This is a genomic window from Psychrobacter sp. G (assembly GCF_000418305.1).
Classification (GTDB): Bacteria; Pseudomonadota; Gammaproteobacteria; order Pseudomonadales; family Moraxellaceae; genus Psychrobacter; species Psychrobacter cryohalolentis.
Genome location: NC_021661.1, coordinates 909,810 through 929,788, shown reverse-complemented (window position 1 = coordinate 929,788; position 19,979 = coordinate 909,810). Strand labels below are relative to the sequence as shown.

At 42.8% G+C, this 19,979-nt stretch carries 15 protein-coding genes and 1 pseudogene; 10 read left to right on the top strand and 6 right to left on the bottom strand.

All coding sequences use genetic code 11. The annotated features are described in order from the left end of the window. The first annotated feature begins 171 nt into the window (after nucleotides 1-171). From PSYCG_RS04020 to PSYCG_RS03990, 7 genes are all read left to right on the top strand, one after another. Nucleotides 172-1,188, top strand: coding sequence for an ABC transporter permease (locus tag PSYCG_RS04020; RefSeq protein WP_011513106.1), 1,017 nt, complete (start codon nucleotides 172-174; stop codon nucleotides 1,186-1,188). Between the two features lie 235 nt (nucleotides 1,189-1,423). Next, nucleotides 1,424-2,338 carry an ABC transporter permease gene (locus PSYCG_RS04015; RefSeq protein ID WP_020443053.1) on the top strand — a complete coding sequence of 305 codons (915 nt, stop codon included), beginning with the start codon at nucleotides 1,424-1,426 and terminating at the stop codon, nucleotides 2,336-2,338. Next, nucleotides 2,338-3,399, top strand: a complete 1,062-nt coding sequence (locus PSYCG_RS04010) for an ABC transporter ATP-binding protein (protein WP_020443052.1) — start codon at nucleotides 2,338-2,340, stop codon at nucleotides 3,397-3,399. Before PSYCG_RS04015 ends, PSYCG_RS04010 begins: the two co-directional genes overlap by 1 nt. Continuing rightward, entirely contained in the window at nucleotides 3,396-4,367 is a 972-nt protein-coding gene (locus PSYCG_RS04005; protein ID WP_020443051.1) for a peptide ABC transporter ATP-binding protein, read from the top strand. The genes PSYCG_RS04010 and PSYCG_RS04005 overlap by 4 nt, the downstream gene beginning before the upstream one ends. 404 nt (nucleotides 4,368-4,771) lie before the next feature. Beyond that, on the top strand, nucleotides 4,772-5,578 hold the full coding sequence (locus tag PSYCG_RS04000) for a hypothetical protein (protein ID WP_020443050.1): 807 nt from the start codon (nucleotides 4,772-4,774) through the stop codon (nucleotides 5,576-5,578). Nucleotides 5,579-5,659: 81 nt separating this feature from the next. After that, on the top strand, nucleotides 5,660-6,841 hold the full coding sequence (locus PSYCG_RS03995) for a cysteine protease StiP domain-containing protein (RefSeq protein ID WP_020443049.1): 1,182 nt from the start codon (nucleotides 5,660-5,662) through the stop codon (nucleotides 6,839-6,841). 77 nt (nucleotides 6,842-6,918) lie between these two features. Continuing rightward, a complete protein-coding gene (locus PSYCG_RS03990; protein ID WP_020443048.1) occupies nucleotides 6,919-7,998 on the top strand; it encodes an HpcH/HpaI aldolase/citrate lyase family protein in 1,080 nt (359 codons plus the stop codon). Nucleotides 7,999-8,121: 123 nt separating this feature from the next. Here the strand turns inward: PSYCG_RS03990 and PSYCG_RS03985 are convergent, their stop codons facing one another. Then, the gene (locus PSYCG_RS03985) at nucleotides 8,122-8,934 is read right to left on the bottom strand and encodes an alpha/beta fold hydrolase (protein ID WP_020443047.1); all 813 of its coding nucleotides are present in this window, start codon (nucleotides 8,932-8,934) and stop codon (nucleotides 8,122-8,124) included. Nucleotides 8,935-9,374: 440 nt separating this feature from the next. Between PSYCG_RS03985 and PSYCG_RS03980 the strand changes: the two genes are divergently transcribed. Further along, nucleotides 9,375-10,172, top strand: coding sequence for an enoyl-CoA hydratase/isomerase family protein (locus PSYCG_RS03980; RefSeq protein ID WP_020443046.1), 798 nt, complete (start codon nucleotides 9,375-9,377; stop codon nucleotides 10,170-10,172). 115 nt (nucleotides 10,173-10,287) lie between these two features. On the opposite strand, the gene PSYCG_RS03975 is transcribed toward PSYCG_RS03980, so the two are convergent. Beyond that, nucleotides 10,288-10,731: a PACE efflux transporter gene (locus PSYCG_RS03975; RefSeq protein WP_227500756.1), complete on the bottom strand. Its 444-nt coding sequence runs from the start codon at nucleotides 10,729-10,731 to the stop codon at nucleotides 10,288-10,290. Between the two features lie 240 nt (nucleotides 10,732-10,971). Then, nucleotides 10,972-13,575: a bifunctional aconitate hydratase 2/2-methylisocitrate dehydratase gene (gene acnB / locus PSYCG_RS03970; RefSeq protein WP_020443044.1), complete on the bottom strand. Its 2,604-nt coding sequence runs from the start codon at nucleotides 13,573-13,575 to the stop codon at nucleotides 10,972-10,974. Nucleotides 13,576-14,117: 542 nt separating this feature from the next. Here acnB and PSYCG_RS03965 point away from each other — a divergent pair. Together PSYCG_RS03965 and lipA are read left to right on the top strand one after the other, a co-directional pair. Continuing rightward, nucleotides 14,118-14,537 (top strand): carboxymuconolactone decarboxylase family protein, encoded by a 420-nt coding sequence (locus tag PSYCG_RS03965; protein WP_051130957.1) that lies wholly within the window; start codon nucleotides 14,118-14,120, stop codon nucleotides 14,535-14,537. A 162-nt stretch (nucleotides 14,538-14,699) separates the two neighbouring features. Continuing rightward, nucleotides 14,700-15,743 carry a lipoyl synthase gene (gene lipA / locus PSYCG_RS03960; protein WP_011513094.1) on the top strand — a complete coding sequence of 348 codons (1,044 nt, stop codon included), beginning with the start codon at nucleotides 14,700-14,702 and terminating at the stop codon, nucleotides 15,741-15,743. A 134-nt stretch (nucleotides 15,744-15,877) separates the two neighbouring features. Here the strand turns inward: lipA and PSYCG_RS03955 are convergent, their stop codons facing one another. From PSYCG_RS03955 to PSYCG_RS03945, 3 genes and pseudogenes are all read right to left on the bottom strand, one after another. After that, on the bottom strand, nucleotides 15,878-17,956 hold the full coding sequence (locus PSYCG_RS03955) for a TRAP transporter permease (RefSeq protein ID WP_020443042.1): 2,079 nt from the start codon (nucleotides 17,954-17,956) through the stop codon (nucleotides 15,878-15,880). Beyond that, the gene (locus PSYCG_RS13320) at nucleotides 17,928-18,485 is read right to left on the bottom strand and encodes a DUF1850 domain-containing protein (RefSeq protein WP_020443041.1); all 558 of its coding nucleotides are present in this window, start codon (nucleotides 18,483-18,485) and stop codon (nucleotides 17,928-17,930) included. Before PSYCG_RS13320 ends, PSYCG_RS03955 begins: the two co-directional genes overlap by 29 nt. Further along, nucleotides 18,463-19,495 (bottom strand): annotated as a pseudogene (locus PSYCG_RS03945) (TAXI family TRAP transporter solute-binding subunit). Before PSYCG_RS03945 ends, PSYCG_RS13320 begins: the two are co-directional and overlap by 23 nt. Nucleotides 19,496-19,979: the final 484 nt, after the last annotated feature.

The window sequence follows — 19,979 nt, the reverse complement described above, 5'->3', positions numbered from 1 at the left end:
TACTGGTATTAGATTCAATACCAGTACCTAACAAACCCTAGTGACGCCTTTTATTCTATAGTCATTGCTCTATATATGTTTGCGGCTGGTTCAGAGGTTCTGTTCCAGCCGTATTTGTCTGAGCCTGAGCTATAGCTAGTAAAAGCCACTTCTATAAAAACGAGCCGAGCTATGCTACTTTATATTCTACGCCGGATTTTAATCTTAGTTCCCGTCTATATCGGCTTAACCCTATCGACTTTTATTCTTATTCGCCTCGTACCTGGCGATGCAGTTGAGATTATGATGGGAGAGCGCATGGTTGATCCTGAGCTACATGCGCAGGCTTTAGCCCGCCTTGGTTTGGACAAACCCTTACCCGTACAATATTGGGATTATCTCACTGGGATACTGCAAGGTAACTTCGGTGAATCCTTTCGTACCCGTACGCCTATATTGCAGGACTTTTTTGCCCATTTTGTGCCGACATTAGAGCTGGCGCTTTGCGCGATTACGATAGCGAGTATCGTTGGTATTAGTCTGGGTATTTTGGCTGCCTTACGCCGTGGTACTTGGCTAGACTATACCTTAATGTCTGGCGCACTTGCTGGCTACTCTATGCCGATCTACTTACTTGGTCCTATCCTAACAGGTATCTTCGCCCATTACTTAGGTCTACTACCCGTCTCTGGCGTTATCTCTGTCGCGCAGTTCCTAGACGTCAAACCTTTATACGGGTCTTGGCTACTAGGTTCTTTAAGCTCTGGTGAGCCCGGTGCCTTTTGGAACGTTGTCAAACATTTCATCTTGCCCTCGGTTGCCCTATCTACCATTCCGCTAGCGATGATTGCCCGTATGACACGCTCAGCGATGCTTGAAGTATTGGATGAAGATTATGTGCGTACTGCAAGAGCCAAAGGTCTGTCACCAAAACGTGTGATTTTAATTCACGTGATGCGTAATGCGCTCATTACCGTGGTTACTGTAGTGGGATTGCAGATGGCAACGTTACTAGCTGGCGCTATTATCACTGAGACTATCTTTAGTTGGCCGGGTGTCGGCAACTGGTTATTAGATGGCTTCTTTACGCGTGATTATCCTATTGTACAAAATGGTATTTTATTGGTCGCTACTGCTCTGATTCTGGTGAGCTTAATGATCGATATTTTATATGGATTTATTAATCCTAGAATTCGCCATTCTTCATAGTCTATTGTTAGGGTGAAGCCCATTTGATGCATTGTTATTGCATCGACAATTGCTATTTATAGTTTTTAATAATTACCCATAGTGCTCATAAAGATCTTGTATCCCTAAGTTTGTATTACTCAGCTTACAGAAGATAAGCGCATGCTAAGTTAGCTGAAACCATAAGCGACTTATCCTAATAAAGTAAGCAAGCCAGTGGAGTAAAACAAGGTCTGATTCACTAAAGGAATATCCAATGAAGCCTTCTGTAGTTCCTTCTGACATTGCTCCGGTTGCGCCTAAGCCGCCGACTTCTTGGCAGCTGTTTTTATACACCTTTTGCCGAAATAAAGGCGCGGTACTGGGTTTTATAGTCTTGATGCTGATGGTCATCTTCGCAATCTTGGCCCCTACCATTGCCCCTTATGACCCTTATGAATTATTCACCGGTAAAGAGCAGTTGCCGCCCTCCTTCTTTAGTGGCGGTGATTCGATGTTCTTTTTGGGCACCGATGATGCCGGTCGTGATACGCTCTCGCGCGTCATGCACGGCGCACGTTATTCATTATTTATCGGTATCAGTGCTACTTCGATAGCGATGATTGTAGGCGTATCTTTAGGGCTAAGTGCTGCCTTTTGGCCCAAGGTTTGGGGCAAAGCGGTCATGCTAGTAAATGATATCTTGATGTCTTACCCAAGTTTACTGCTTGCTATCATCATTGCCGCTATCTTAGGGCCTTCGATGACCAATACCATCATTACCATTGCCTTGGTATGTACGCCGCCTTTTATTAGGTTGACCCGCGCAACAGCAATGGTTGAGCTGCAACGTGAGTATTTTATTGCCTCACAGGTCATGGGTGCAGGCGTCTTAAGATTATTATTTATCACAATATTACCCAACTGTATGGCGCCATTAATCGTCCAAGCGACCATGATTTTCTCTACTGCTATTTTGGAAGCCGGCGCGATTGGTTTCTTAGGTTTCGGTGTTCAACCCCCTGATGCTGAGTGGGGTGCGATGCTAGGTACTGCTCGCCAATATATCCAGAGCAATGTGTGGTTAGCGATTTGGCCGGGTGTGGCGATTTTCTTAGCCGCATTGTCCATCAATCTAACGGGTGACGGTCTGCGTGATGCCTTAGATCCAAAATTGAAGCAGGTATCTTAATGAACGATTCTCAAGTAAATAGACCGATAGCAAATAACCTTGCCACAGATAACTCATTACTCCTTGATATTGAGCATCTATCGGTGACTTTTGGAGAAGGAGCAAGAGCATTTCGTGCGGTCGATGATGTCTCTTTAAAAATAAAACAAGGAGAGGTCGTTGCGGTTGTTGGCGAATCTGGCTCAGGTAAATCAGTCACTATGATGGCGTTGATGGGATTACTGCCCTCTTCTGCCACCGTAGTTGCTGATCGACTGAACTTTGATGGCAAGAATCTCCTCACCATGCCAGCAAAACAAAAGCGCAAGATTATCGGTAAAGATATCTCGATGATATTTCAAAATGCCATGTCATGCCTGAATCCAAGCTTTACGGTCGAGATGCAAATGGGAGAGGTATTGACCACCCATCTTGGCTTGCGCGGCGCAGCAGTACGGCAGCGTCTTTTAGAGTTATTAGAGCTGGTTGAAATGCCCGATGCTAAGAATCGCCTACGGGTCTATCCGCACCAACTCTCAGGTGGTATGAGTCAACGGGTCATGATTGCGATGGCACTGGCGTGCGAGCCAAAACTACTTATCGCTGATGAGCCGACGACCGCTCTCGACGTTACCGTTCAGGCTCAAATCATGGATTTACTCAGTCGCTTACAACGTGAAAAGCAAATGGCAATGGTGCTCATCACTCATGACTTGGGCTTAGTCGCACAAAACGCTCGTGATGTCGCTGTCATGTATGCCGGTCAAGTGGTCGAGACCAGTACAGTGCCAGAGATATTCCAAAAACCTGCGCACCCTTATACCGAAGCCCTACTGCAGGCTATTCCTGAGCTTGCGGTCGGACAAGATAGATTGAATAGCTTGCCCGGTGTGGTGCCGAGCCAATACGACAGGCCAACGGGCTGTCTACTCTCCCCACGTTGCCCATACAAAGAGCCTGCTTGTGAGGTGCCGCCACCTATTTTAGCAACCCCAAATGGCGAAGTCCGCTGTATTCACGCCACCCTTCCCGAACATCCTACTCGGACTACTCAAACCGCTACGATGGAGTCTGAAATATGAGTAATAAAATTGTCTTAAAGGCAGATAACCTACATAAACACTATCAGGTTTCTCTAGGCTTAGGAAAAGGTAAAGCATTCGTAAAGGCATTGAACGGCATCTCATTTGAGCTAGAAGCAGGGAAAACTCTCGCAGTCGTTGGTGAGTCAGGATGTGGCAAGTCTACTTTGGCGCGCCAGCTTACTTTGATAGAAGAACCTACCAGTGGCGAGTTATTTATTAACGATGAGGCAACTACGAGTTATAGTAGAAGTGCGCTTAAAAACTTGCGTACTGAGATTCAGATGGTATTCCAAAACCCTTATGGCAGTCTTAATCCACGTCATACTATTGGTTTTCAGCTCACAGAACCGTTAGACATTCATACCACGCTGAGCAAAGAAGAAAAACGCACCAAAGTCCATGCAATGATGAAGCACGTTGGTTTGCGTCCTGAGCATACGGGGCGCTATCCGCATATGTTTTCTGGCGGTCAGCGCCAACGTATTGCTCTCGCCCGTGCCATGATGCTCAACCCTAAAATTGTCGTCGCTGATGAGCCGACGTCAGCACTTGACGTCTCTATTCAGGCACAAGTACTCAATCTGTTTATGGACTTGCAAGATGAATATCATACCGCTTATGTCTTTATCTCGCACAACCTTTCTGTCGTACGCCACGTAGCAGATGACGTGATGGTCATGTATTTAGGCAAAGCCGTTGAGCATGGCGCTAAAGATGCTATTTACAATGATCCTAAGCACCCTTATACCATCGCTTTACTCTCAGCAGCACCCTCAGTGACGGGTCATAAAAAAGAGCTGACCCTACAAGGCGAATTGCCCAGTCCGCTTAATCCGCCAAGTGGCTGCGCACTTCATAAACGCTGCCCCTATGCCAAATCAATATGTAGCGAAATTGAGCCCGAGTTGCGTGAATGGGAAGGACGATTAGTGTCTTGTCTAAGGTTAGAAGAAATATATGGATAGGATATTCAAATATTTCTTTGTTATTTAAATGATAGTATAAACATATGATAGTGATTGTTGCTGAGTCTATAGTAGCTATCACAAGAAACCTAGTATTATCCTGCCGTCTGCATAATCACCCTTTAATAAACTTGGAAAGTTTAGTTACTCAATTTTCTGAGTTTATTATATTTATATGCTAACTCCAAATGAGCTACGTCCAATCCTCTTGCGATAATTCTGCACTTTTATTACCGATTTATTCTGACCTTTTTTATGATTATCGTTATACTGTCTGCATTTGGCTAAAGTCTGATAAATAGGTAATGCTCAGTTTTAAAAATCAGCGCTGCACTTCCCTTACATATCCGTATTCAAGCCATCTATAAACAGTCTTATCATCATTTTTATCTTTGGAAAACGTCATGACCTCCCCATTTTTCCAACCGAACTTAAATATTGTAAAACCTTATGCGCTAATGGATTTGGACGATACGCTCTTTCAAACTCAGCGTAAAATTGATGCATGGAAATTACCAACGACTGAACCTGAAAATTTGGTTTGCGCCACTGTCAATAAAAAAGATGAGTCGTTAAGCTTTATGAGTCAGCGCCAAGCGGTCTTTTTTAATTGGCTATTTGCCAGTACTGAATTGATAGTCGTCACAGCTCGTGATAGGTCAGAGATACAGCGAGTAAAATTGCCTTTTAATAGCTGGCAAGTATTGACCCATGGCGCGATTATTTTAACCGCTGATGGTGAGCTACTAAATACGTGGCAACAGTATATGCATGATGTGCTTGCTCCTTTACAAGATACGCTCAATCAGCTGACTGAGTGGGTGAATGGCTGCAATAACGTGCATAACGACTTAAAGCTCACCCTGCATACCGATACTTTTATCGATAGCGAGATGACCATTTATATAGGGATCAAACACACGCAAAAAGACCATCAAGCATTGGCAGATTTAGCCACACAATTACCAACGCTCATACCAGATTTTGATGAGATTTTTTATGTGCATGTGAATGCTAATAATTTAGCAATATTGCCGCATGCTATTCATAAACATCATGCGGTACAATTTTTATTGGAACAGCATTTGGATCATCAGCGCCCAAGCTTCGGTTTTGGTGACAGTCTGGCAGATCTGCCATTTCTGCAATTACTTGACTGGTACGGCATGCCCAATCATGGACAGCTACATGAGAAATTTGCAGCTAAATGATGAGCGCTACCTTTTATTAAATGATATTCTGCTATTAATCTACTATTAAACCGTCATCAAACGAGTACAACTATTTCTACTATGACTTCAATCCATTCTAATATTAAAACAGCCTATTTATCACAATATGGCTCAGGCAGCTATCTTGCTAGCGATGTCACTGTGCTGCTCAATATCGTTGATAAAGATGCCGTTGCTGATGTGCCTGTCAGTCAAAAAGAAGCACTGATTCAAAGTGGGCAGCGTCATTACTCTGATATGCTGACCTTGGAAGACGCGCCAAGTGCCATGCATGAGCAGCTATATATCGAGGCGTTAGAGCAGGGAAAAGTAAGAGCAGCGACTGATATTACCAATTTGGCCTATACGCTACAGCAAGTTTTTCAGCCAAACGTCAATAATGAGCGCCCGTTAATATTAGTCAGTCTTGTGCGTGCGGGTTTACCAATAGGCGTGCTGTTACAACGCGCATTAGCAACTGCCGATAGCAGCTACTCTCTACCAAGTGTGCATTATGGCGTCAGTATTATACGAGATCGTGGTCTTGATCCGGTTGCTTTAAAGATGATATTAAATAATCATCCTCATAGCCCGATTGTATTTGTCGATGGTTGGACAGGTAAAGGGGCGATTTATCAAGAACTGGCGCATAGTCTAAAAGCCTTTGCCGATCCTAACCACCCTAACTTTGCCAATATTTTCCATCAAGGTCAGGATGTTATACCGCTACTGACCCTTGCTGATCCGGCTGGTGTTGCTTGGCTGGCTGCTAGTATCGATGACTGGTTGATTCCGTCAGGTTTATTAAATAGTACTGTATCAGGGCTTATATCACGCAGTTTATATACTGAGCCAGAATTGGGGCTGCATCGCAGTGTCTTTTATGATAATTTGATCAGTGTAGATCATAGTCTGGCCTTTATTGATTGTATCGATGCGACAAGGCGTACATTAAACACGCCTTTGAAATGTTTGCCAACACATAAGCAACCTCGCTATCAAACGGCCGAATTAGTCGATAGCTTGGCTGCTGAGTATGGTATTAGCAACCGCAATCGTATTAAGCCGACCATTGCTGAGGCGACACGCGCGATACTACGCCGCGACCCTGAACGTATTTTGTTAGCGAGCGCTGAGCACCCCGACACTATATTATTAAGGCATTTATGTACACAGCGACATATCGCTATTAGCGTACTAGGTGATAAAATACTGCCTTATCAAGCGATTACCCTTATTAAGCAGCGCGCTACAGACGATTAATAACTCCTTATCTTTCTACCTAATCTTGAAACCATACTTTTAGACCCATTCATTTACCACTATTTACGATGCCCATTATGTCAGATATGCCAAAAAACGAGTCCCACCTTTATCAAAACACCCAGTCTTACGCGCATCTGATTACTGAGCGTCATGCTATGCTCAAACCTAACATGCATCATCCGTATCAGTTGGGAGCGAGCTTATATATGCCAGCGACGCGCCAAGATATCTGGCAAGTGATCAAGCGTGATAAATTACCGACGATTAATAGTATTATCATCTGTCTAGAAGATGCGGTCAGCCACAATGATGTTGAGTTGGCACTTGAGCGCTTGCAGACGCTGCTGTATACGTGGGCGACGCACGTTGATAGTATCAATGAGCCGACACAGCAAGCTGAAACACAACAAACCAAGATACAGACTGAGCAGCCAACGCGTCCGTTGGTATTTGTACGTCCGCGCCATCCTGCCATGCTAGAGCAGTTATCGGGCTTTACCCATATTGATTTGATTGATGGCTTTGTGATGCCAAAAGTCGATATGTATAGTCTATCTAATTGGCGCATGGCATGCCAGAATCTTAGTACTGACATGCTATTAATGCCAACGCTTGAGACGGCAGCGTTGTTTAATCCACATCATAATCAAGAGCTGGCGATTGGTTTCAAAGAAGCTTTTAGCCAGCCTGTATTTGCTTTGCGTATTGGTGGTAATGATTTATTTGCAGCACTGCGTTTGCGCCGTCCTAAGAATAGCCTTGTCTATGATACACCTGTTGGTACACTAGCCTACCAGCTGCTTGGCTGTTTTGTGCCACATGGCTTTTATCTGTCGGCACCGGTGTTTGAGTATTTGGATGAGCCTACGTTATTTATGCAAGAGTTGACGCGTGATGTCAGCTTGGGGTTGGTCGGAAAAACCGTTATTCATCCAAGTCAAATTGCCTTGGTACAGCAAGCATACTGCGTACCGCTTAGCACTTTAGATGAGGCACAGGCGATATTACATAGCGAGGCAAAAGCGGTCTTTAAATATAACAATACTATGCTAGAGCCTGCTACCCATCGTGCTTGGGCAACCGAAATCGTCAATAGAGCTAACGTTTTTGGCACCATTAATGATGGCAATAACGACTATACAGCGCGCTTATAAGTTTTAAACACTCCTTTTAAAGCGTTAAAAAAGCCGTTATCAAATCCATGATAACGACTTTTTTGCTACATTTTTTGCGATAATAAACGCTGTCATATCAGGTATATAGATCCGCAATGAACACTATATAAAGTTTGCCAAAAACTTATTAATGGCTTTATTAACTTGCTCCGGCTCTTCAACCGTTGCCGTATGCCCCGCACCTTTAATCACCACCAGCTTAGAGCCTGCTATCGCAAAGTGCATGCGCTCAGCTTTTGCATACGGTGTTGCCACATCTTCATCGCCAACGATGATAAGCGTCGGCATCTTGATATCACTGAGCTGATCATACGTTGCAGAGCGCTCAATCACGCCAGTAGTTGCCTTGATGACCCCGCCCTTACGATTGCTTTGCAACATAGACAACCACTCTCTACGGTCAGCTTTACGCGATTTATCTGCTAAAAAACTGCTACCAAACATAATGGGCATTACTTTTTGGCTGACACGCTTCATGCCCAACCAACGAATGGCTTTAATCAGCTTGCGGTACTGTGGCACGTTTTTAGGATCTTCAGGATCAGCAGAGGTTTCAAGCAGCGTCAGTGATAGCAATAATTCAGGACGCTTTAACGCAATACGTTGGGCGACAAATCCACCCATTGATAGTCCTAAAAAATGACACTGCTGAATATCTAGCGCATCTAACAACGCCAGCGTATCTTCAGTTAAGGTTTCCATATCATAGCCAGATTTGGTAATTTCAGACTGACCTTGTCCCCGAAAATCAAACGCAATACAGCGATAACCCGCTTTAAAATACTCGACTTGCTTGTCAAACATACGCGTATTCCATAGCAAACCATGGGCGAATACCATGATGGGCTTTTGCTTATCGTTTGGTGCGCTGTCTTCATAATAAATATCGATATCATTGACATGAATCATTGGCATAACCACTTCCTTGTTAGTGTGATAAAAAATAAAACCTTTTGAAATCTGTCTTCTAGCATAATTCAACCCTCTTACAGATAGTAGCCTTATTTTTGAATGATAGGTTTTATACCTTTGGCAATAGTGATAGCAGCAAAAAATGTTATTCAAAACGTGCCTTAAGCGCGCACAAATCTCGCTTTTATAATAAGCTCAAACTGCTATAGTAATTAGTATTGCCCTATTTGTTTTACTTACTGCCGATATAGTTGATCCAATTTTAAAAGAATACAACACTACTGAGGTTAATTATTCGCAGCCTCTGTCTGCGCAGGCACAGAAAGCAAGAAAAATTAACCTCAGTAGTGCTTTATAATATGTATATTTCTTTTATTCAAACATGACTATACCAGTATTTTATTGCAATAATTATTTAGAACATCATCTTAAGGATATCCAAAATGTCACAAGCTCTCGTCGAATACCAAGCCGAAAACCATATTGCTACCATCACAATGAACGATCCTAAAACCTTGAACGCCTTTAGCACGGTACTCAAAGATGCCATGATGGCAGCATTGACCAAAGCCGATGAAGATGAACAAGTACGAGTCATTGTCTTACAGGGCGCCGGCAATAACTTCTCAAGTGGCGGGCATATCGGTGAGATGTTAGAAAACGGTATGGAAAGCGAGGCATTATCGGATAAGCTAAACTTTATGGTTGGTGAAGTCGCTGAGATTAGCTTAAAGCTGCGTAATATTCATAAGCCTATTATCGCCAAATTAGAAGGTGCAGTTGCTGGTGCTGGTATGAACTTGGCGCTGACTTGTGACTTTCGTATTGCCGCTGAAAATGCCAAATTTGTACAAGCTTTTGTCAATATTGGTCTGATTCCAGATGCTGGTGGTATTTACTTATTGAATCAATTGATTGGCGTTGCAAAAACGACTGAAATGGTCATGCTTGGCGATAAGCTCAAAGCGGAAGATATGGCACGCTTAAACTTAGTCAACGATGTGGTTAGTAACGACGAGCTTGATGCGAGCGTACTGGCATTGGCAACGCGTCTGAGCAATCTCCCCGGCAAAGCATTGGCATCGATGAAGCACATGATTAATACTCATGCCTATATGGGTCTTAATGAAGCATTGGATATGGAAGTAGAACAACAAACGATGCTTGCTAAAACCGATGATTTTAAAGAAGGTATTACCGCATTTATGGAAAAGCGTAAGCCAGTTTATCAAGGTAAATAGTACGCTGATGACATTGTTCTTTGCAATATCATTAAAAAGGCTGCCAAGGTGCAGCCTTTTTTGAATAAATTATATAATTAATGGACAAAACCATTTCCATTAACCTCTTTATTTATCAAGAAGCAGAAGCACTTTTATAGTGATGTGGTAAGGTAAATATTTTGTCAAAACCCAAGGTAAAGAAAAAAGTATAAACCAAGAAAAACAGCAGTAGCACGGCTTCCATCATAAAGGCTTTGATAAAACCAACATTATACCAAATCATATACACCGGCAGGCAAATCAAAACCAAGCCGCCTTCAAAACCTATCGCATGGGCACTACGTACCAATAACGTGCGCTGCGTCACCTGTTTACGACGTTCCCAGTTTTCAAACGCCGTATTGTAAATAAAGTTCCAAATCACCGCTGCCAATGAGACCATCACGGCAACTGGTAGAGATTCTGCGGCGCTGCTGTTGCTTAACAACATAAGAACCAAGGTAGATGAAATGATAGCAATGATTTCAAAGACAGTCACATAGACGATGCGACGTTTGAGTGGGGATAAAGTAATCAACCAAAACTCCAAAGCACTTGATTGCAAACAAAAAGTGCCTATCAAAGTATCGGTCCGTCCCGAGATAGAAAAGGAGAGATAACATACAGAGCCACGGTTTCCGCCTGCTCCCATATTATACATAAGATAATAAGAGAAACCAGCCATTGCTCACAGCAAAAAACCCCGCATCATGACGATACGGGGCTTCTATTTAAACAATAATTGTAAAACTTCAAAGCATTTAAGATTTGACCAAAATTAGCTCAACTGAGCAACGTTGATCTTATCAGCTTCTTCAGTATAGTCTTCCATACGGTCGAAGTTCATGTATTGATACACCTCTTCGCCCATGCTATCAAGCATGCCAGCGTACTGCTGATACTCTTCGTTGGTTGGTAATTTACCAAGTACCGCAGCAACAGAAGCCAATTCAGCTGATGCTAGATATACGTTAGCACCTTGACCTAAACGGTTAGGGAAATTACGGGTAGAAGTCGAAACGGCTGTAGAATTCGGTGCAATACGTGCTTGGTTACCCATACATAATGAACAACCTGGCATCTCAGTACGAGCGCCGGCTTGTGCATAGATATTATAGTAACCTTCTTCCATCAATTGACGCGCATCCATTTTAGTTGGTGGCGCAATCCATAGACGAGTTTGCAAAGAACCTGCTGGGACATCTTTTAGCAACTTACCAGCAGCGCGGAAGTGACCAATGTTAGTCATGCATGAACCAATGAATACTTCATCAATGGTGTCACCAGCGACATCAGCCAATGTTTTTGCATCATCTGGATCGTTCGGGCAGCAAAGAATCGGCTCTTTGATTTCAGACATATCGATAACCATATCGATGGTATATTCTGCATCTTCATCAGCACGCATCAGGCTTGGATTCGCCAACCACTCTTGCATACCTTCTATACGACGGCTAATCGTACGTGCATCGCCATAACCTTCTGAGATCATCCATTTTAATAATGTAATGTTCGAAGTCAGATACTCGGCAACTGACTTTTCAGATAGAGTAATCGTACAACCAGCAGCACTACGCTCAGCTGAAGCATCAGACAATTCAAACGCTTGTTCAGCGGTTAAATCTTCTAAACCTTCGATTTCAAGAATACGACCGTTAAACTCGTTGATTTTACCTTTCTTATCAACGGTTAACAGACCTTCTTTAATCGCTTGGTATGGGATTGCATGGACTAAATCACGTAAGGTGATACCGGCTTGACGCTCACCGATGAAACGGACACGGACCGATTCAGGCATATCAAGTGGCATAACACCAGTCGCAGCAGCAAAGGCGACTAGACCAGAACCCGCTGGGAATGAGATACCGATTGGGAAACGCGTATGCGAGTCACCACCAGTACCAACGGTATCCGGAAGTAGCATACGGTTCAACCACGAGTGAATAATACCATCACCTGGACGTAAGCTCACGCCGCCACGGTTCATGATAAAGTCAGGTAGGGTATGCTGAGTTTCGATGTCAACTGGCTTTGGATAAGCAGCCGTATGACAGAATGACTGCATCACCAAATCTGCTTGGAAACCTAGGCATGCTAAGTCTTTTAGCTCATCACGAGTCATCGGACCAGTGGTATCTTGACTACCAACCGTAGTAATTTTTGGTTCACAATACATACCAGGACGAACGCCTTGCAGGCCACAAGCTTTACCAACCATTTTTTGCGCTAGTGTAAAGCCTTTACCGGTATCAACTGGCTCTTCTGGCTTAGCAAATACGTCTGAATGACCAAGACCCATGTATTCACGAGCACGATTGGTCAGACCACGACCAACGATTAACGGAATACGACCACCAGCACGAACTTCATCAAGCAAAGTTGGCGAATTTAGCTTAAAGGTTGACAGTACTTCATCAGAATCATGCTTAGTGATTTTGCCATCATACGGATAGATGTCAAAGACATCACCCATGTTTAGGTTATCAACGGCTACTTTTTCGATTGGTAATGCGCCAGAATCTTCCATAGTATTAAAGAAGATAGGTGCAATATTATTACCTAGTACTAGACCGCCACCACGTTTGTTTGGTACGTTCGGGATATCATCACCCATCAACCACAGTACTGAGTTGGTTGCAGATTTACGGCTAGAACCAGTACCTACTACGTCGCCAACATAGGCTAATGGATGACCTTTTTCTTTTAACGCTTCGATCTGTTTCATCGGACCGATAACGCCCTCTTCGTCAGCAGTAATGCCGTCGCGAGAGTTTTTATGCATGGCTAATGAATGTAATGGGATATCAGGACGGCTCCACGCATCTTGCGCAGGAGACAAATCATCGGTATTGGTTTCGCCAGTCACTTTAAACGTCGTGTAAGTCGTCTTTGCTGGTACAGCATCACGGCTCAAGAACCACTCAGCGTCAGCCCAAGATTGAACGACTTCTTTAGCAATAGTATTGCCCGCTTCTGCTTTTTCGGTCACATCATTGAACGCGTCAAATACTAGCAAGGTTTTTTTCAACGCATCAGCAGCTTCTTGCGCGACTTCCGCATCATCAAGAGCAGCAACTAGCGGTTGAACGTTGTAACCACCTTGCATCGTACCCAAGATTTGAACCGCTTTTTTCTTACTTACTAGTGAAGAGGTCGCTTCACCCTTAAGGATCGCTGCCAAAAATGCCGCTTTAACGTAAGCAGCTTGGTCAACACCGGCAGGAATACGATTTTCGAGCAAGTCCATCAAGAACGCATCTTCGCCCGCTGGTGGATTCTTTAGTAGTTCAACCAACTCTGCTACTTGTTTTTCGTTCAGTGGTAGCGGAACCGTTCCTAGCTCAGCACGTTCTTCGACATGTTTACGATAAGCTTCTAACACAATAGTCGTCCTCGTCAGTTGGGAGTATTAGCACATTACGTGGGTAGTCAGCATGACCACCTGCGTCTATATACTAGATGGAATAATTATCCATGCAATCATAGCTTAAAACGCCCTAAATGTTAATGGCTCAGCCTTTAAAAGGCTCATAAAGCGGTCATAAAAGGGGCATATTGAACATTTATTATATAAATAGTGCCATAAATAATATGACTAATGGTGCCTATATCATAAATTCTAAATTTTTCATACTGAGGACCTATTTTGTTTTTTAATATTCACAATATATTGGTAGTAAATTGCGGTTACGACTATCTATTCACTTAAAAATATATAACGCTACTGTCTTAGTATCTCGTTATTGTTATACGTTGTTATTGTTAAATGGAATCAACTATATCTCGATTAACGGTTAAATAAAACCTACTCGACTGTTATAATATTTGATAAGAACATACCGACTAAATGCAAAGGATTCAATCATAAAATCAAGGATGACAATGCCTAATAAAGAAAATGAAGATCGCAATACTACTCACAGTATGAGTCACAATGCCAATCAAGGCACCAGTCAAAACGCCAATTATGAAAACGGTTTAAAAGTTCGTACCGAAGTGATGGGTGCAGCACATGTCAAACGCTCACTTGACTCAGCAACGCCATTTACTCAGCCATTACAAGATTGGATTATCGAGCACGCTTGGGGCAGTACATGGCAAGATGACTCGGTACTACCGCGCAAATATCGCTCGCTTATCACGATTGGTTTTTTGATTGCACAAAAAAGTCCCGCTGAGCTAAAGGGACATATCCGAGGTGCCATCAATAATGGCGCTACTGTCGCTGAGATTCGAGAAGTATTGATGCACAGCCTGCCTTATTGCGGCGCACCTGCCACTCAAGAAGCGTTTCGCGCTGCCATAGACATACTAAATGATATGAACATTGATATCAATAAATGAAACTATGCTAAATCGCTTATTTATAGTAGCCTTGATAAACTGAATTTCATACGATTGCCTAAAAAACCTTGACCAAATATCTGCTATAATAGCTCTATTCATAAAGCATTCTAATAATTCCATAAACCCTTGTTCTATCAAGGGTTAAGAGAACATTCGATTATGACAAACGCCGTACAAACGCACACGCCTGCTGCCCGCGCAAAACCCAAAAAAGCCATCCAAGGCGAAAAACTCCGTGGCTACGATAAAGTTGCTCGTATCCCAATTAAAATTATCCCGACCGTCGAGGCTAAGAAAAAGCCAGATTGGATTCGGGTAAAACTGTCTTCACCTGCGGAAGTCGCACGTATCAAGTCCACCTTACGTGAACAGAAACTCTATACCGTTTGTGAAGAAGCTGCCTGCCCTAACCTTCCACAGTGCTTTGCCGATGGTACCGCTACCTTTATGATTATGGGTGATATCTGTACACGTCGATGCCCGTTCTGTGATGTCGGACATGGTCGTCCAAATGAGCTTGATAAAGATGAGCCGCGTCATACTGCCGAGACCATCCAAGGTTTAGGTCTTAAATATGCCGTCATTACCTCGGTTGACCGTGATGATTTAAAAGATGGCGGCGCGATGCATTTCGTTGAAGTATTGAATGAATCGCGTGCGCTGAGCCCAAATTGCTTGATCGAGATTTTAGTACCAGATTTCCGTGGTCGTATGGATATCGCATTGGACTTATTGACTGAAACGGCGCCTGATGTTTTTAACCACAATATCGAAACCGTGCCTCGTTTATATAAAGCTTTCCGTCCAGGTTCAGATTATCAGCATTCATTAGACTTGTTAAAGATTTATAAAGAACGTCGCCCTGATATTGCGACCAAATGTGGCTTTATGGTTGGACTTGGTGAAACAGAAGAAGAAATCTATAAGCTACTTGATGATCTAAAGGCGCATAACGTTGATATGATTACCGTTGGTCAGTATTTACAACCCAGTAAAGACCATGCGCCAGTCGATCGCTATGTGCATCCAGATGAGTTCCAGCGTTATATGGACTATGGCAAAAAGATTGGCTTCTTTAATATTTGGGCAGGTCCTATGGTGCGCTCAAGCTATTTTGCTGATCGTCAGTACTACGGTGAAGATTGCCCAGCACCTATCCGTAGCAAAAAAGCATTAGCAGCAGAAGGTAAACTTGGCTGTTAAGTGAGAGTCGTCACTATATCAACGTAACGTGACAGGTTTTAAAATATAAAAAGGTCGAATGGCAGATATCTGCTATTCGACCTTTTCTATGCTTCCAACTTTTCTGTCTCACTCAGAGCAGCAGTGCTTCAATGTTAAACACTTAAAGTGGTTGGCGCTTTACTGCCTTTTATATTGAATGCCGCAATACCTAGTACTATTACGCCACCTATTACACCTGTGATCAGTCCAGGATAAATCAGCAGCAATGCGCCTAATGCTAATATTAAGCGCGTAGCGAGATTCATATCACTTTTAAAATAACCCTCTAACGCGGCGCTAAGTCCAATCACACCAATGACCGATGTCACAACAGCAATAATAATATCGATAACCGGCGGCAATGGAAATTCTTTCGCCGTGACCGCAAGATCTGTTGGGTCAATCATCAACATCGCAGGATTATAAATAAACATAAAAGGGACAATAAAACCTGCTAACGCTAACTTTAATGACAAATACCCTGTTTTCATCGGATCACCGCCAGAGATACCAGCACCAGCAAAAGCTGCCAGACAGACGGGCGGGGTAATATTTGCAAACACACCAAAATAGAAAACAAACATGTGCGCTGATAAAATAGGAATATCAAATCCTGCTAGAGCAGGCGCTGCCATGGTTGCGGTAATGATATAAGCAGGGATAGAAGGCAATCCCATACCCAAGACCATAGACGCCAGCATGGTCAAAATCAAAGTAAGCAGTAAAGACCCTGCACCCAAAGTAACAATTGAAGATGTCATTACTGTACCAAAGCTGGTCAAACTAACGACCCCAATGATGATACCTACAACCGCACAAGCTGCCATCACTGCTAATGACTGGCGTGCACCATCTTCTAGAGCACCTAAAATATCCTTGAAGCCCATACGTGTTTCTTTGCGTAGCATACTGATGACAACAGTAAAGCCAATGGTATAGGCAGCAGCGTACCCTACAGGAACATTTTGTATTAATAAATAAATCAAGAATACAATCGGCAATAGCATATGACCGCGTGCTTTTAATACCTCTTTTACCTGCGGCAAACTCTCTTTTGCCATGCCTTTTAAGTCTCGGCGACCGGCACGAAAATGTACCTGTGCGATAACGCCTAGATAATAGAGAATGGCAGGTAATAACGCAGCCAAAGCAATAGTGCTATACGGTAGACCTGTCGTCTCCGCCATAATAAAAGCACTGGCACCCATAATAGGCGGTAAGATTTGACCACCGACCGACGCACTTGCCTCTACGGCTCCTGCAAAGTCTTTATGATAACCAACCTTTTTCATCAATGGGATGGTAAACGCGCCCGTACTGACCACGTTTGATAAGGCTGAACCATTGATACTACCCATAAAGCCGCTTGATATAACAGCAACTTTAGCAGGTCCACCTTTTTTATCGCCTGCCAGCGCCAATGCCAAATCATTAAACAGCTGACCCATTCCAGAACGCGCTAAAAATGCCCCAAATAGAATGAATAAGAAGATGAAAGTGACTGATGCGCCGATTGCAACCGAATATAAGCCTTCGGTCTTTAAGAATAATTGACCAAAAATATCGCCCAAATCATAAGGTCTGGTCAGCAACCTATCCGGCATAAAGTCCAAATGACTGATAAAGGGATATAGCAAAAATATAGAGGCTAATATGGGCAAGATCCAGCCAGTAATACGCCGACTGCCTTCAAGGACGCAGATAACCGTAATAATAGAAAAGATCACATCGACCGAATTTGCCATACCGCCGCGACTGGTGACAATATCTTGATACTCATAAATGAGATACGTCATCCCAGATAAGGAAAAGATAAACCAAATCCAGTCATACCATGCCACTTTCTTACGGCTGCTTTTTTTACTGGCAGGGAAAATCAAAAAAATCAAAGCGAAGCCAACGCCCACATGCACAGAGCGCTGTAGTAACGATGGCATTGGATTAAAGGTAATGTATAAATGAAAAATGGAGTAGAAAATACAGATCGCAGCGATAATATACTTCACTGGACCTTGGGTGATATGACGCGTAATAGATTCTCGATCGTATTTTTCTAATATTGCCTGTGTGACACTAGGATCAACGTCATCGTAATTCTCAGTATCTTCAGGCGCATTTGGCTGATTTGCCAACTTAGCATCATCACTGACATGAGGCTTATCGCTACTGTGATCCATCACTTGGGAGTTCATGACAAAAATCCTTATTGAATCTATCGATTGGACTATATGCTTTGGGCATGATAGTTACTTCTGAATAATCTGGTACCAGTTGATGAATAAGGATGCGCTGACCGGCATAATCAATCTCACCTTTTGTCAGTCTTGAGACAACCCAGTTGAGATGGGGAAACCTTTGGTTGATTTGATACCCGACATAGCCCTCTTTTTGTATAGGAGCGACATTTTCAGTCGACGGCGTACCAGCACCAAACGCTTGAAAGTAGGTAGTGGTTAATAGTAAGCCCTCCTCTTCACGAAGATACTGCTCCTCCCACCACTGCTTTTCTACCGAGTGAATCCAGCGTAATTGAAAATTGGGCTCAACAAAATAGCAGACTAGGCTGGCACTATTGTTATTATTACCAGTAACGCCCGCTACTCGTACTTCAATGACTGTTTGGCGGCTGAAAATCGCCCATAGTATAAATAAAACCAGCGCAGCAATAGATGCTACGCCAGCAAACCACCATACTTGCTTATTTAGCTGCTTTCTCATCATAATATTTTTTGGCACCAGGATGAATAGGAGCAACCATACCGACTTGGGCAGTCTCTAAACTGATATCATTCGCCGCTTGGTGAGCATTTTTTTAGACCATCTAAGTTTTCAAACAATGCTTTGGTCAGCTTATAGCCATCTTCTTCAGAGATATCAGAACGTACCAATAAAGCATTCATGACGGCTGTGGTTGGGATAGCAGCAGCATTACCATAGGTACCAGCAGGAATCTCAAAAGTTTTAAAGTAAGGCTTGGTCTCAATAATTTTTTTGAGCTTATCTTGATTGATGGTCACCAACTGCAACTTAATGCCCTGCTCTAGCTCTAAAAGCGAAGAGTTTGGTAAGCCACTACTAAAAAACGCCGCTTCAATTTTTCCAGCTTTCATCGCATCTGCAGCATCTGCAAAGCCTAGATAGTCGACCTTGACATCATCATAAGTAATACCGAAACCTTCTAACAAGGTACGAGCATTGACTTCAGTACCCGAGCCTTGATCACCAACCGCAATACGTTTGCCTTTTAAATCTTCAATGTTTTTGATGCCAGATTTCTCTGAAGCAACTAGCTGAATGACGTTCGGATACAGAACAGCAATTTGCTGAATATTGGCGATAGGTGCCTTAAAGTCATTTTTACCTTCGACTGCATCAGTGACAACATCACTAAGTGCCAGCACCATATCTACTTTACCTTGGGTCAACAGATTGACGTTTTCTACTGAAGCACCTGTCGTTTGGGTCTTAGCATTAACGCCAAAAGTCTTTGCATAAATCTCTGCTAAAGACGTCCCAATAATATTATAAGGACCGGAGGCGCCTCCTGTAGCAATGGTGACAAATTTGGTTTCAAGCTTGTCATTTGCTGTGGCAGCGGTATCTGTAGTGGTTTCAGCAGTAGCACTGTCAGTAGCTGCGCTATCAGTAGCCGCTTTGTCTGAACAGGCAACCATTGTCATACTGGCTGCAATCATTGCCGCAAGTAAAGGCAGTTTATAAATGGACTTCATTATTTTCTTCCTTGATAAAATAAAGCAAATGGACTTATAAAAGTATGACTCAGATATAATGGTACTATCCATATCCGTCACACTAGCAACGTGCTACTTTGAATGGCTCTTTACTCACTCTGTTATCATAAGAGCGCCATAAAAAAACAGTCTATCTAATTAAAACATGAGAGACTTTATATTGCTATATTGTTTTTCTCACCAACCCTTATCCTGACTATAAATCGAGATTTATTGAAAGTTAAGCGCTATTATTCACTAAATACCGCTTTCTTGTTTCGCTAAGCGATACTAAGTTTCATATTGTAAGTTATTTAAACAAACTTTAACCGCCTTGTAAACCTTTAAGTCCATAAAGATGAACTACTCCTATAATATTTATCATCATTTTTTCTACGACATAACTTGGTATAAAAAACAATTGTTAATAAATATTCTGATAGCACGTTTATATTTCCTTTGTCATCAATATTGAGTTCTAGTA

What these genes read in the sequence shown, in the direction of transcription:
- PSYCG_RS03980 (WP_020443046.1), top strand. Translation starts at nt 9,375, where the DNA reads ATGTCACAAGCTCTCGTCGAATACCAAGCCGAAAACCATATTGCTACC.
- PSYCG_RS04020 (WP_011513106.1), top strand. Translation starts at nt 172, where the DNA reads ATGCTACTTTATATTCTACGCCGGATTTTAATCTTAGTTCCCGTCTAT.
- PSYCG_RS04000 (WP_020443050.1), top strand. Translation starts at nt 4,772, where the DNA reads ATGACCTCCCCATTTTTCCAACCGAACTTAAATATTGTAAAACCTTAT.
- PSYCG_RS03990 (WP_020443048.1), top strand. Translation starts at nt 6,919, where the DNA reads ATGTCAGATATGCCAAAAAACGAGTCCCACCTTTATCAAAACACCCAG.
- PSYCG_RS04005 (WP_020443051.1), top strand. Translation starts at nt 3,396, where the DNA reads ATGAGTAATAAAATTGTCTTAAAGGCAGATAACCTACATAAACACTAT.
- lipA (WP_011513094.1), top strand. Translation starts at nt 14,700, where the DNA reads ATGACAAACGCCGTACAAACGCACACGCCTGCTGCCCGCGCAAAACCC.
- PSYCG_RS03965 (WP_051130957.1), top strand. Translation starts at nt 14,118, where the DNA reads ATGAGTCACAATGCCAATCAAGGCACCAGTCAAAACGCCAATTATGAA.
- PSYCG_RS04015 (WP_020443053.1), top strand. Translation starts at nt 1,424, where the DNA reads ATGAAGCCTTCTGTAGTTCCTTCTGACATTGCTCCGGTTGCGCCTAAG.
- PSYCG_RS13320 (WP_020443041.1), bottom strand. Translation starts at nt 18,485, where the DNA reads ATGATGAGAAAGCAGCTAAATAAGCAAGTATGGTGGTTTGCTGGCGTA.
- PSYCG_RS04010 (WP_020443052.1), top strand. Translation starts at nt 2,338, where the DNA reads ATGAACGATTCTCAAGTAAATAGACCGATAGCAAATAACCTTGCCACA.
- PSYCG_RS03955 (WP_020443042.1), bottom strand. Translation starts at nt 17,956, where the DNA reads ATGAACTCCCAAGTGATGGATCACAGTAGCGATAAGCCTCATGTCAGT.
- PSYCG_RS03985 (WP_020443047.1), bottom strand. Translation starts at nt 8,934, where the DNA reads ATGCCAATGATTCATGTCAATGATATCGATATTTATTATGAAGACAGC.
- PSYCG_RS03995 (WP_020443049.1), top strand. Translation starts at nt 5,660, where the DNA reads ATGACTTCAATCCATTCTAATATTAAAACAGCCTATTTATCACAATAT.